Origin of the sequence: Yersinia rohdei ATCC 43380, from assembly GCF_000173775.1 — a bacterium.
GTDB lineage: Bacteria > Pseudomonadota > Gammaproteobacteria > Enterobacterales > Enterobacteriaceae > Yersinia > Yersinia rohdei.
Genome location: NZ_ACCD01000001.1, coordinates 374733 through 388617 on the forward strand (window position 1 = coordinate 374733; position 13885 = coordinate 388617).

Here is a 13885-nt window from a genome sequence, read left to right on the forward strand (position 1 = left end):
GGTGGGCATGATTGCTAACAGTGTTGCGCCGTTCATTGGCCGGCGGTTTTGCCCCTACCGGTCACCCCTATTTGCAGCGGCGGGCATAATCAGTAAAACCAGAAGCAATAATACCGGCCACAAGGCTAATCGCGGCGCTAATCAATAACGATTTACTCTGCCATTCGGCACCCCAATAGCCTAACAGACCGCCCGCAAGCAGTAGTGCGGCACTGAGTTTCGCAATTGACATGGTTTTCCCTCTCGCAAATAGTCATACACCGAAAGTATATCAGACTGCTGATAACCTTGATTAGCGGGGAAGTGTGCAAAAGCGCTACAGCTACAGCCGCCCCGACTGACCCGGAATTAAAAATATCGGTTCGTCTTTGCCTTTATATTAACGCATAAACAATAAATCCCTCTCCAGTGGCGAGGGATTTATTGTTTATGCGGTTAGCCCACCGTGCACATTAGCCGATAAGCTGCAATTTTGCCGGTAACCCTTGGCGCACCGCCGCACCACTCACCCAATCCAACCAGGTATTGGGCACTTCGCGCGTTGGGTCAGTAAATCCTAAATCATTCAGGTTGGTTCCCTGACCAATGCGCGGGTCTGCCGCCATCATAACGCCATCGAGTGAATGAGTTCTGGCCCCCATTTCACGATGCCCATAGCCATGCTCAATAGCAACAACTCCCGGCATCACGCCATCTAATAGGCTAACCTGCACTTCCATTTTTCCTCCCGGCGTCATCAACTGCACAATATCACCGTGCTGTATTCCATATCGACGCGCATCTGCCGGATTGATGGCGACCAAATTGGTGGCTTTAACCGCCCGCAGGCGCTCAATCATTGCCGTCGAGCTGCTCATCAGATGGGATTTAAATGACATTAAACGCAATGGCCAGTCAGCCAACGGATAATGCGCTAACACATCTGAACCGTCAGCCAGACGAGGGGGATACCACGTCGGGCAGCCACTATAGCGCTCACCGGTAATGGCATGGCGATGTTTTGCCACATTTTCATTCCAGATTTGTAGTGGTTTTTTCCACTGCGGCCCTGTGGCATCGCCATTCCAACTTTTCTCATAAGGCGCAAAACGCCCGCCGCGAGCCAGTAAATACGCCACGCGGCGCTGCTCATCTTGCTGCAAACTCTGTTGTAGCGCTGGCCATAAACGATCAACACCGGTTAAGCGCAGTTCATCATCCGCCGCCGGTGGCAAGGGTTTCTCGCCGCCATAGGCAATATTGGCGGCCGCGCGTAAGTAATAATCTTCTGCTTTCTCCAATGGCCAGCTATTGCCCTCACTATCCTGCATAGCATTAGCACCAAATCCCGGTAATTGCAGTGCTTTGGCAACTGCAATCAAAAAGCTTTCCATCGCGACAGGTTCACCCTGGGCCGTGCGAGCGGTGCGCGACTCCACGATAGGCCAGCGGGCGGTGCTGGCTTTCACCAAGACCCCAGCCCAAGGCGCACTAAATCCCCAGCTTTCAAAATTGTGGGTATCAGGGACGATATAATCTGCCAGCGCGGTAGTTTCATTCATAAAAGCATCAATGGCGATAAACAGCGGTAACTGGCGCGGGTCTTGCAGTTTTTCCTCAATGACATTGCGCAACCCCGCCACACCATACAGCGGATTGGTCATGTGGCTTATCCAGGCTTTCAGTGGATAAGGATAACCCGCCAGTGCTGGCGCTAACTGTTCAGTTATTTGCCCGCCAACAAAGGGATACCACGGCCCACGGGCGGGATAAGCCGGCTGCCCTTGTTGGATTTTCTGCTGGTATTCTTCAGATTTCTCATAGGGTTGTTTGCTACGTGACAAAGGTAACCCTTTGGGTTTCACCATGCCCTCGAAGGTTGCCAACTGGTAGCGCGGCCCATCGGCAAAACCATCAAATTTACCGCCGCCGACAGCAACCCCGCCCTTTAAGTTGAGGTTGCCAATCATGGTATTCAGCATCATCACCGCCCAAGTGGTATAAAAACCATTCCCGCCCATCATGCCGCCATGAGAAATCACGGCGGCCTGGCGTTGATAAGCGGTGAACTCGCGCGCCAACCCAATAATTGTGGCCTCCGGCACGCCACATTGCTGGCTGTATTCTGCCAATGAAAAACGCCCGGCGGCCTGTTGTAAGCACGTCATGCCGGATTGCACTTGAACGATTTGCCCGTCATGTAAAGTGACCTGCCGCGTAACAAACAGCTCCGCCTGTAGCACTTGTGCCGCGGGCTGCAAGCTCCCCTCGGCCACTTGCACTAATACCGGGCTTTCTTCCTCTGCCGCCAGCGGCTCGCCATTCAGGTGGTTGGCGCGCAGGAACTGCCCTGCCAGTGGGTGAGTTTCGCTGGTAATCACCAAATGGCTGGCGTTAGTCCAACTGCGCTCACCGGCGGCTTGCATTGCCAGTTCACCGGGAATAGCCAGATAACTGTGATTAAAACGATTTTGTTCAATAATCCAGTGCAGCATCCCCATCGCCAGTGCCGCATCTGTGCCGGGGAGCACCGGTACCCAGCGGTTATGCTGATTGGCCAAAGTGGTGGTCAGCGGCAAGGCGGGGGCCACCACCACATAATTAAAATCATCGCGCTGGCGAGCATTAGCTAACTGACGCCCCTGGCGTTTGAATGGATTACCGGACTGTGCCGGTGACGTGCCAAGAAACAGCGCAAAACGAACATGATCCCAATCCGGTTTCACATGGGCATTTTTATCTAAATCTCCCATCAGCGCCCCAGAACCGGCCCGGTAAGCTAGCCCGCAATAGGCCCCGTGGCTGCCCAGATTTTTAGTCCCAAATGCTTTGTTAGCAAAACGCTGGATAAACGCATCGCGCCCATCATCACCGGCGTTGGTCACCAGCAACTGATTGGCTTTCGGGCCCAGAGAAGGCTGTTGGGCATCAATCGGCGTGACTAAATCGCGAATGGCCCGCAACCCCTCAACCGGCCCTTCGCCGAACAAATCCCCGCCGTCGGTGACCTCGGCAACTAATTGCTCAAAACTGATCCGCTGCCATTGACCACTGCCCCTTGGCCCCACCCGCTTCATCGGCTCGGTGATACGATAGGGGCTATCAACCCCTTCCAATAAGGTTGCACCTCGAGCGCAAGCAGTTGATCGCCCTGCCATTCCCTGTTCGCCTCCCAGCCGTTGCAGTGCTTCACTGAGCGGCAACTGATAAGGAAAATGGTGGTCATGAGATAATGGATGGTAAGGATTACCGGCGATCCGCAGGATTTTATTCTGTTGAGTATCAACCCGTACCCGCAAGCCGCACAGTGTCCAGCACCCAAAACACTGGGTCATGGAAACCGCCTGCTGCGCATTGGCCTGCCACTGTTGCCCAACACGCCCTTCCGGCGCCAAAGCATTGGCGCTAATAGGGTCGAGGGTGAGTTTTCCGGCACTGCCATCCACCAGCCCATCCAGTGTTTTGCGTGCCACGGCAGCATAACTGGCCCCGAACGCCACCACGCCCCCCAAGGCCAAACTGCCTTTTAACCATTGACGACGTGTAGACTTAGCCATGATGCATTTCCCCTTCAACTCTGTTTGCCATTAATGCTTTTTGTTCCAGCCACCGGACACCTTCACGCATCACAATGATGGTGGTGACCCATAATCCGAAAGTGCCAATAATTGCCAGCAATCCCTCGCTGCCCAGCGGCAATGAGTAAGGGTTGGCTAACACGTTGTATTTCGGCAAGGTTTGCGTTTGCATCAATAATAACCAGCGCACTGACCAACACAGCGACAGGGCGACCAACACCTGCAACACAGCCACCGGGGTGGGGATTATTTTGTGCCAATTAAACAGCGCCAGCCCAAGTAAAATCAGCCACAGCGCTGCGGGAACAAGCCCCACTTCCGGCGACTGGGAGACCCACTGACGTAAAGCTTGCGCGGAGGAATTATCACCGCTGGCCCAGAGCAAAGTGACCACCGCCAGCGCCACTAACAGGATACATTGCCCACCGGCCAATGAGTGCTGATACTGCGGCTCACGCCATAACCACATCGCCAGCAGGGCGGGAATGGCCTGACAAGCTGTTAAGAAGATAAATAAGGGCAGCCACCAGCTGAACCACAGCGGCTGGGCGCGCAAGATTGATACCTCGCGGCCGGTATAAAGCACAATGCTGATAGCAGCAAGTGCACATAACAGTGCGCAAGCCGCAAGCAATCGTGGCAAGGGTTTGGCGGTCAAGCGGCTGTAAATCAGCACCACAAAGTAGCCCACAACCAGGGCACTAAACAGTGGCAAGAACAGTGACCCCCACGACATCCACGACCACGGCGTAAAATGGGCATAAAAATGCCAGACACGGGCCGGTTGGTGCAGGTCGGCATTGAGCGCCAGTGGAGCAACCACCACCGCCGTCACCGCCAGCATCAGCGCGGCAAATTCCAGTTGGCTTTGTCGGGCGGATAATGGCCCTCGGGGTGAAAATATCCGCAGGCCACCAGCAAACAGCACCGCGCCACAAGCTAACCCTATAAAAAAGAAATACTGCACTGCCCAAGGTAGCCAGGCGAGCGCCTGTGGACGGGCTATAATTTCGCGGATCATGGATGTACCTCCTGCCAAAGTGCGGGTTGGCCCTGTAGCGGCTGGGTAAACACCTCGTCTAATCCGAGGTAAAATACCTGCGGCTGTGTCCCTTGTTCTGGTTTCAATACTTTGATGTCACCGGCATGTTCGTGCAGCATTTGGCGTAATATGCTGTTGTCGTCGCGCAGATCACCAATAATTCGCGCCCCGCCGACACAAGATTCCACACATGCTGGCAATAACCCCGCATCAAGACGATGCACACAAAAAGTACATTTATCCGCAGTTTGGGTGCTGTGGTTGATAAAACGGGCCTCATAAGGGCAAGCTTGTACACAATATGCGCACCCGACGCAGCGGGTATTATCAATCACCACAATGCCATCTTGCCTTTGATAAGTGGCTTGCACCGGGCACACCGGCACACACGGCGGGTTATCACAGTGATTACACAGGCGCGGTAACAACACGTTCGTTACACTTTCAGCCCCAGACAGTGCAATCTGATATTGATTGACAGTGGTGCGGAACTGGCCCTGCGGCAGTTGGTTTTCAATGGCGCAACTGACCGTACAGGCCTGGCAGCCAATGCAGCGGCGCAAATCAATCAACATGGCATAACGCCGTGTGATATCACCTTGTTTTCGCACCGGCTCCATTTGCCAACCCGCGTCTGCCAATGGCACCAGCGCGGCACCGGCAGTTAACACCCCCAGCCGCTGTAGAAATGCTCTTTTCCCTTGATCCATTGTTCTTCTCATATTTTTAATAAGAATCTTTTGGTGAAGAGAGTGTAGAAATTACAAAACATAAGCCCTATTGTGGTTTTCCACATTCCCTTTAAGGACTTGATCCAGGACAATTAAGCACCGCGATCGGGATCATAAAAAGGAACTTGCATGCACTTCAGAATACTGGCGCTCATGTTGTGGTTGGCTGTTTCTGCCGCCCATGCCCGTGACTGGACGATTGGCATATTGGCCTTACGCGGTGATGCTCAGGTGCAAACACATTGGCAGCCATTGGTTGATAGCCTCAACCAGCACTTACCGGGGCAGCATTTTCAGTTATTGCCACTGGATTTATCGGCAATGAAAAACGCCGTAGCCCAGAACCGCATTGATTTTTTGCTCACTAATCCGGCGCAATATGTGCAAATTGATAATAACTACCCCCTGCGCTGGCTGGTGTCTTTGCGCTCGAGCCATGAACCCAATGGCACCAGCCGCAATGTGATTGGCAGTGTGATTCTGGTGCGGGCGGACAGTGATATCCATTCACCGCAGGGGCTTATCGGCAAACGCGTCGGCGCAGTATCCCCCGAGGCATTTGGCGGTTATTTGTTAGGATACAAAGCATTACAGGATGCCGGGCTACAGCCAGAACAAGATTTTCAGTTGCACTTTTCCGGTTTTCCCGTGGATGCGTTGATTTACCTGTTACGCGACCGCGCGATTGCGGCGGCTATCGTCCCCACCTGCTTGCTGGAAGATATGCAAGCTGAAGGGTTGGTTCATGCCGGTGATTTTCGGCCATTACTGGCAAAACAGCCCCCTATTCCGTGCCTTACCAGCACCGAGTTATATCCAAACTGGTCATTTGCGGCGCTAGCCCATGTTCCTGATGAACTTGCCGATAAGGTGACACGAATGTTACTGACCCCCAGTAACAGCACCGCGCCACAGTGGGGCGCGCCTGCCTCTACCAGTCAGGTCGAAAATTTATTGCGGTCGGTTAATCAACACCCGCAGCAGCCACATTTTTGGCAGCAAATTATTGACTGGGCACAGCAGAACCGGCTATTGATCGCGGCTATTGCAGTAGTTTTGCTCTTGCTTGGTGCCAATCATATTTGGGTGGCTTTTTTGGTACGCCGCCGCAGTCGCCAGTTAGAACATTTACACCAGCAACTGCGCATCAGGGAAAGTGCTCTGGAACAGGCCCAGCGCCTGAGTATTTTGGGTGAAATGGCATCAGGTTTTGCCCATGAGCTTAATCAGCCACTCTCGGCAATTCAACACTATGCCGACGGCTGTGCCATTCGCCTGCAACGGGAACAAATCGACCACCCTTTATTGCCGATTCTGGGGCAAATCAGCAGTCAGGCCCAGCGCGGAGCCGCGACCATAGCCAACTTGCGCCTATGGGCCGGAAAAACACCCGCGCAGGATTCGCCCGCTAACCCTTGTACTCCGCCACTGCACGAACTGATTACCCATCTGTGGCAATTATTAGACGCAGAACACCAGCAACCCCCTTGCCAATTACACCGGGATATTGACCCACATATCGTGCTGCATTTGCCGCCGACCTTGCTGGATCAGGTTTTGTGTAATTTGATAACCAACAGCTTGCAGGCCGGTGCTCGCCAATTGTGGTTTAGTGCTCATCAAGCCGCAGACGAGGTGATACTGACATTGCAAGATGATGCCGGTGGCTTAACGGCGGAACAACTCAGCCAACCTTTTGCTCCTTTTCGCACCACCAAAAGCGAAGGACTCGGCTTGGGTTTGGTCATCTGCCAGCGGCTGATAAACAGTCAGGGTGGGAATCTGACTTTACAGAATAAGATTGCGCCCAATGGTACGCCAGGGCTGCAAATCACACTGTTCTTTCCCCGAGAACCCAAGGGGCACTGATGCCCAGCAAGGAGCTTAGTTTTGTCACTGATTCATCTGGTTGATGACGATATTGCCGTTACTGATGCCTGCCGTTTCTTATTGGAGAGCCTTGGCTACCCAGTGAAGGTATGGCATGACGGCGAACACTTTCTGGCGCGGGCAGATTTATATCAACCCGGCGTATTGCTGCTAGATATTCGTATGCCATTACTTGATGGCACCGAGGTTTATGCCCAAATGCGCCAGCGAAACAGCACACTAGCAGTGATATTTCTCACCGCCCACGGTGAAGTGCCACAAGCGGTGGAACAAATGAAATTGGGAGCAGTGGATTTTCTGCAAAAACCGGTCGCCACTGGCCCTCTCATTGCCGCCTTACAACAGGGTTTGCTGCACGCCGAGCACCTAAGCACTCGTCGGCGAGTGCAACTGCGCTATGATTCCCTGACACCACGGGAACAAATGATTGCGCAATGGGTGGTGCAGGGGTTACTGAATCGTGAGATTGCCGAACAGGCCTGTGTGGCGGTCAGAACCGTAGAAGTGCACCGGGCAAGAGTGATGGAAAAAATGGGCGTGAACAGTTTGGCGGAGTTAGTCAGCTTGTTAAATCCGTTGAAATAGCCCCACTTGCTTTGATTATATAATCACCAACCCTGTGATTAATTAGGCTATTTTTTAACAAAAAAGCACAAAAATGGTTTTTTAGTGCGGTCTTTTTTCCGGAAAACCGCTAAAAATGCCACAATAGTCTACCTTAAAACGACAGATACACAGGTTGGTACCGGGCTGGATTTATGTCCACCATCATAATATACCCAAAGAACAGGGTGCTGCCGATTGGCGGCAAGTCCCAAGGGTATAGATAGTTAACTGTCCGAATGAATTAACATAACTCTGAGAACAGATATGCAAGTTCCTTCTTTTGATCGCTCACTACTGCACCCTCGCTATTGGCTGACTTGGCTCGGCCTCGGTATTCTCTACCTGCTGGTGCTACTCCCCTACCCGGTTATTTATTCCTTTGGCACCTCTTTGGGCCGTTTTTCCATGCGTTTTCTCAAAAGGCGCAAGCGCATTACGCAACGCAATCTGGAACTGTGTTTTCCCAACATGCCCCAGGCCGAGCGCGATGAACTGCTGGTTAAAAATTTTGAATCCGTGGGGATGGGGTTATTTGAAACCGGCATGGCGTGGTTTTGGCCAAACTGGCGCATTGAGCGCTGGTGCAGTGTGAGTGGATTGGAACATATCCAGCAGGCGCGCGATGAAGGCAAAGGCGTGTTATTGATTGGTTTGCATTTCCTGACACTGGAGCTCGGCGCACGTATTTTTGGTATCTACAATCCCGGTATCGGCGTCTATCGCCCCCATGATAATAAAGCGATGGACTGGATGCAGACCTGGGGCCGGATGCGATCCAATAAAGCCATGCTGGATCGCCGGGACTTGAAAGGGATGATTCGTTGCCTAAAACAAGGCGAAATTATCTGGTATGCACCGGATCATGATTATGGCCCACGCAGCAGTGTCTTTGTGCCCCTGTTTGCTGTCGAGCAGGCCGCCACCACCACCGGGACTTACCTGCTGGCGCGCATGGGTAAACCCGCAATTATTCCTTTCACCCCCCGGCGGTTACCTGACGGCAAAGGTTATCAACTGATGTTACAGCCCGCGGTGGATAATTTCCCGCTGGAGGATGAAGTGGCAGCCGCGGCCTTTATGAATAAAGTCATCGAAAAAGAGATTACGCGCGCCACAGACCAATATATGTGGCTGCACCGGCGTTTTAAAACCCGTCCCGAAGGCGCGCCTTCACTCTATGAGTAGCGAGCTGATTGAAAAATACCGGCAGATGATAATAAGAATTATTCTGTGTCAATTTTTTTGATGTAGTCTGTCAGATTTATCCGCTATGAATGTGGTATTTATCTAAATGATAATGAAAATAATTAAGCTTATTTATTATATGGTTATTTTTCTTTATTAAGGATAAATACATGTTGGCAAATTTAAATCTCTGGTTCACTCGGTTAACTGACCATCCGGATGGCGGCAAGTTATTACTGCGCCTCACCTTCGGTATTTTAATGTTATTTCATGGTGTTGCAAAAATTCAGCACGGCACTGACTGGATAGCGGCCTCTTTACAGGCGCAGGGGATCCCAGGTTTTGTCGCGTATGGCGTTTATATCGGCGAAATTATCACCCCTCTGCTGATGATCCTTGGCCTGTTTACCCGCCCGGCGGCATTTATTTATGCCGTTAACTTAGTGGTGGCGGTATTGATGGTCGGCACCGGTAAATTCTTTACCCTGACGAAAGTCGGCGCTTGGGGTTTGGAAAACGAAACGATGTATATCCTTGGCGCGGTGGCTATCATGCTGTTGGGTTGCGGCCGTTATTCCGTGACTAAAAATGAAGCTTATCGCTAAGGTTTAATGCCCTTCTGGCCACTCGATACCCTGAGTGGCTTTTTTATTCTGCTATTTCCCCAGTGCCACGCCCCGCTATCTGCTATCAGTCCACATCCATTCGCTATATGGAATAAGCTTATTCCAATCTTTCAAACCACCTTTCCATTTTAATAAAAACTAACATTCATCTCATTGATGTCACTGCACTATGGGTGCATACTTACCAGGCTAACTATTTTAGTTTTGTGCTTTCCTGCTGATTCAAATGCCACTTTTTGACGAATATTGAGAGATATCGCCCTCACTTGCTTAATCGGTAATTTATGACCTCGGCGCCACAACCTGTTAACTGGAAAAGAAACTTATTTGTCACCTGGTTAGGCTGTTTTCTAACCGGTGCGGCATTCAGTTTAATCATGCCTTTCCTGCCACTGTATGTGGAGGAATTAGGGGTGAGCGGCCACCAATCTTTAAATATGTGGTCAGGTTTAGTCTTCAGTATCACTTTCCTCTTCTCGGCGATTGCCGCGCCATTTTGGGGCAGCCTGGCCGACCGTAAAGGCCGTAAAATCATGCTGTTGCGCTCTGCGCTCGGTATGGGGATGGTGATGGTGTTAATGGGGATGGCGCAAAATATCTGGCAATTTTTGGTGTTGCGCGCACTTTTGGGATTGCTGGGTGGATTTATTCCTAATGCCAATGCGCTGATTGCTACCCAAGTTCCTCGCAACAGAAGTGGCTGGGCGCTAGGGACGCTCTCAACCGGTGGAGTCAGTGGGGCATTAATTGGGCCAATGATAGGTGGTCTGCTGGCAGATAATTATGGCTTACGGCCGGTATTCTTTATTACGGCGGCGGTTTTGTTCGTCTGTTTTGTGATGACCTGGTTGTATGTCAAAGAACAATTTGCGCCGGTGCTAAAGAAAGACATGCTCAATAACCGGCAAGTTTTTAATTCGCTTAAAAATCCTAAGTTAATCCTTAGCTTGTTTGTCACCACCATGATTATCCAGGTCGCCACTGGCTCTATCGCGCCAATTTTGACCCTGTATGTGCGCGAGTTGGCCGGTGATATCCATAATTTGGCATTTGTCAGTGGCATGATTGCTTCTGTGCCGGGCGTCGCGGCCCTGATCAGTGCGCCGCGCCTGGGTAAACTGGGCGATAAAATCGGCCCGGAGCGTATCCTGGTCGCAATGCTGGCGTTATCTATCCTGATTCTTATCCCCATGGCCTTTGTGCAAACGCCTTTGCAACTGGGTATTTTGCGTTTTTTATTGGGTGCGACGGATGGAGCATTATTACCCGCCGTCCAGACGCTATTAATTTATAACTGTACCAATCAGGTTGCTGGCAGGATCTTTAGTTATAACCAATCATTTCGTGATGTCGGCAATGTCAGCGGCCCGCTACTCGGTGCCGCAGTTTCTGCCAGCTACGGCTTTCGCGCGGTATTTTGTGTCACGGCATTAGTGGTTTTATTTAACGCCATTTACTCTTATTGGTGCTTACAGCGCCACCCCCTAAAAGCACGTCAAAACAATATTGAGCAACAACAAGACCGCTGAAAATTAATCGCCAAAAACAGAATAAAGCCAGACATATAAACCTGATAAATGTAATCAGTATCGACATTTCATCTAAAAATACGCTATAACCCCCGGTGGTAATTTAAAAATAACGTTATTATTGCGTTAAGCTTTACTGTAACGAGTGTTAAACCTGAAACTGGCCGCAGTGCCAAAAGGGTAACAGTCGATGATGGTTTATTCGCTCATTTTATGGCGATTCTATGGGAAGACTTTATGCAAACCTCTGTTAACAACCAAGGCGGCCGTACCTTCTTTGGCCATCCTTACCCGCTCAGCGGACTGTTTCTTTCCGAGATGTGGGAGCGTTTCTCGTTTTACGGCATTCGCCCTCTTTTAATTCTTTTTATGGCCGCCACTGTTTTTGATGGCGGCATGGGGCTGCCCCGTGAGCAAGCCTCTGCTATTGTCGGGATTTTTGCCGGGAGTATGTATCTGGCGGCTTTACCCGGTGGTTGGTTGGCTGACAACTGGCTCGGGCAGCAGCGCGCAGTGTGGTATGGCTCAATTCTGATTGCCCTTGGCCATCTGTCAATTGCCTTATCCGCCTTCTTCGGTAACGACCTGTTCTTTATCGGTTTAGTGTTTATTGTGCTGGGTACCGGTTTGTTCAAAACCTGTATCTCGGTGATGGTTGGTACTCTTTATAAGCCGGGCGATGCCCGTCGTGACGGTGGTTTCTCACTGTTTTATATGGGTATCAATATGGGGTCATTTATTGCACCGCTGCTGTCGGGCTGGTTGCTGCGCACCCACGGCTGGCATTGGGGCTTTGGTATCGGCGGGGTCGGCATGCTGGTGGCATTGCTGATTTTCCGTGGTTTTGCCATACCGTCCATGAAGCGCTATGACGCCGAAGTGGGTCTGGATTCCAGTTGGAATAAACCCACGGTGCAACGCCAAGGTGTTGGCAAATGGGTTACTGCCATTATGCTGGTGGTAGTGGTGATAATTGCCCTGATTTCACAGGGGATTATTCCCATTAATCCGGTACTGATTGCCAGCTTACTGGTTTATGTTATTGCCGCGTCAGTGACACTCTATTTTGTCTACCTGTTTGCTTTCGCCAACATGAGCCGTAAAGACCGCGCCCGTCTGCTGGTGTGCTTTATTTTGTTGGTGTCGGCGGCCTTCTTCTGGTCAGCCTTTGAACAGAAACCCACTTCATTCAACTTGTTTGCGAATGACTATACCAACCGCACAGTGATGGGTTTTGAAATCCCAACGGTGTGGTTCCAATCAATAAATGCGCTGTTTATCATTCTGTTAGCCCCAATATTTAGCTGGGCCTGGCCTGCTTTGGCGAAGAAAAAAATACAGCCAAGCAGCATCACCAAATTCGTCATTGGTATTTTATGTGCCGCCGCTGGTTTCGGTGTGATGATGATTGCCGCCCAGCATGTGTTGAGCAGTGGTGGCGCGGGGGTTTCGCCTTGGTGGTTGGTGATGAGTATCTTGCTGTTGACCTTGGGTGAATTGTGCCTAAGCCCTATTGGGCTGGCGACCATGACCTTACTGGCACCGGACAGAATGCGCGGTCAGGTGATGGGGCTGTGGTTCTGCGCCAGTTCACTGGGTAATCTGGCTGCGGGCTTGATTGGCGGGCATGTTAAAGCTGACCAGCTTGATATGCTGCCAACCCTGTTTGCCCGTTGCTCAATTGCCTTGGTTATCTGTGCCGCGGTATTGATGCTGCTTATCGTGCCGATTCGCCGCTTGATGAATAATACTCAGGGCCAGCAAACCGCCTGATAATTATTGCTCACCGGATATGACTTAAAAATCCGCCCTAGTGGCGGTTTTTTTTTGACGATGAATCACTGTGAAGCAGGGGCTGAGCGCGCCTATGGGCACTCTGGGGGTTACACCACTTACGACCCTAACAGCACCTTTCTCCTTTGATGATACTTTTTCATTATTTGAGCCGGTACTAAAGCCTTATAGCGGCCATTCCCGTTGCTGCAATACCACCCGATAACCATCGGTATCTTCGAAGGTTTTACCGCTAACATCCCAATAAGGATTATAAGACACCACCGGCAAAAAACCTGCGACGGCCATTTGCTGGCATTGGCGGGCCCATTCAGCCTCATCCGGTAGATAAAATACCAATAAGTTATCCTGCGTGGGTGCTCGCCCAACCTGAATACCACGGTGATGAGTAAATTCTAAATGATAAGCATGATGTGGATGACCAAGGATAATGCCGTCAAATCCCTGATGATCACTAAAGCTACCGAGTTGGCTGAACCCCAAGCCACAGCAATACATCTCACTGATAATTTTAAGATTATCCGTCGCTCTGGCAATACGCATTACTGTATTTTGCGGTAATACTGACAAATGATTAACCGAGTTTGTAACGAGTTGCGCTGGCATATCAATATCACCTGATTTATTCATATGGGCCGTGGTGGGCATCAATCGGGAGCATAAAGGTATCAACAATCATTGATAAGGGAACATCAATTACCGTGACATATTTCCACGGCCCTGCGCGCATATCCCATTGCACACCGGGGTAATATTGGTGGCCATGCCCCTGCCCTGGGAGGGTGCGGCTAATGATACTGCCACAGCCGGACAACAACATAACCGCCATGCCCAACAGAAAAATCTGGCGCGCTATTGGCCGGCGGTGAGTTGATTTCAATTTGAGTTCCACACTATTAGCTCTAGCAATTCAGCATGAATGGGC

Annotated in this window: 11 protein-coding genes and 1 pseudogene; 6 read left to right on the plus strand and 6 right to left on the minus strand. The window is 51.0% G+C overall.

Annotated elements, in window-relative coordinates; all coding sequences use genetic code 11:
- Window positions 1–67: 67 nt before the first annotated feature.
- The 4 genes from YROHD0001_RS20565 to ttrB all read right to left on the minus strand — a co-directional run bounded on the left by YROHD0001_RS20565 (window position 68) and on the right by ttrB (window position 5309).
- Window positions 68–232, minus strand: a complete 165-nt coding sequence (locus tag YROHD0001_RS20565) for a hypothetical protein (RefSeq protein WP_004713241.1) — start codon at window positions 230–232, stop codon at window positions 68–70.
- 220 nt (window positions 233–452) lie between these two features.
- Window positions 453–3536: a tetrathionate reductase subunit TtrA gene (ttrA, locus tag YROHD0001_RS15420; RefSeq protein ID WP_032815967.1), complete on the minus strand. Its 3084-nt coding sequence runs from the start codon at window positions 3534–3536 to the stop codon at window positions 453–455.
- On the minus strand, window positions 3529–4578 hold the full coding sequence (gene ttrC / locus YROHD0001_RS15415) for a tetrathionate reductase subunit TtrC (RefSeq protein ID WP_032815968.1): 1050 nt from the start codon (window positions 4576–4578) through the stop codon (window positions 3529–3531). The genes ttrA and ttrC overlap by 8 nt, the downstream gene beginning before the upstream one ends.
- Window positions 4575–5309, minus strand: a complete 735-nt coding sequence (gene ttrB, locus YROHD0001_RS15410; protein WP_004713244.1) for a tetrathionate reductase subunit TtrB — start codon at window positions 5307–5309, stop codon at window positions 4575–4577. Before ttrB ends, ttrC begins: the two co-directional genes overlap by 4 nt.
- Before the next feature lie 150 nt (window positions 5310–5459).
- Between ttrB and ttrS the strand changes: the two are divergent.
- The 6 genes and pseudogenes from ttrS (at window position 5460) to YROHD0001_RS15380 (ending at window position 12939) form a co-directional block, all read left to right on the plus strand.
- Window positions 5460–7243 (plus strand): annotated as a pseudogene (ttrS, locus tag YROHD0001_RS15405) (tetrathionate respiration histidine kinase TtrS).
- The gene (gene ttrR, locus YROHD0001_RS15400; protein ID WP_004713246.1) at window positions 7221–7805 is read left to right on the plus strand and encodes a tetrathionate respiration response regulator TtrR; all 585 of its coding nucleotides are present in this window, start codon (window positions 7221–7223) and stop codon (window positions 7803–7805) included. The pseudogene ttrS and the gene ttrR overlap by 23 nt, the downstream one beginning before the upstream one ends.
- A 285-nt stretch (window positions 7806–8090) precedes the next feature.
- Window positions 8091–9011 (plus strand): Kdo(2)-lipid IV(A) acyltransferase, encoded by a 921-nt coding sequence (locus YROHD0001_RS15395; protein WP_004713247.1) that lies wholly within the window; start codon window positions 8091–8093, stop codon window positions 9009–9011.
- 170 nt (window positions 9012–9181) lie between these two features.
- Window positions 9182–9616 carry a DoxX family protein gene (locus YROHD0001_RS15390; RefSeq protein ID WP_004713248.1) on the plus strand — a complete coding sequence of 145 codons (435 nt, stop codon included), beginning with the start codon at window positions 9182–9184 and terminating at the stop codon, window positions 9614–9616.
- A gap of 305 nt (window positions 9617–9921) precedes the next feature.
- A complete protein-coding gene (gene mdtG / locus YROHD0001_RS15385; RefSeq protein ID WP_004713249.1) occupies window positions 9922–11166 on the plus strand; it encodes a multidrug efflux MFS transporter MdtG in 1245 nt (414 codons plus the stop codon).
- A gap of 237 nt (window positions 11167–11403) precedes the next feature.
- Entirely contained in the window at window positions 11404–12939 is a 1536-nt protein-coding gene (locus YROHD0001_RS15380) for a peptide MFS transporter (RefSeq protein WP_032815970.1), read from the plus strand.
- Window positions 12940–13125: 186 nt separating this feature from the next.
- Here the strand turns inward: YROHD0001_RS15380 and YROHD0001_RS15375 are convergent, their stop codons facing one another.
- On the minus strand, window positions 13126–13566 hold the full coding sequence (locus YROHD0001_RS15375) for a hypothetical protein (protein ID WP_004713251.1): 441 nt from the start codon (window positions 13564–13566) through the stop codon (window positions 13126–13128).
- Window positions 13567–13582: 16 nt separating this feature from the next.
- Window positions 13583–13840 (minus strand): YceK/YidQ family lipoprotein, encoded by a 258-nt coding sequence (locus tag YROHD0001_RS0117210; protein ID WP_282645126.1) that lies wholly within the window; start codon window positions 13838–13840, stop codon window positions 13583–13585.
- Between the last annotated feature and the right edge of the window lie 45 nt (window positions 13841–13885).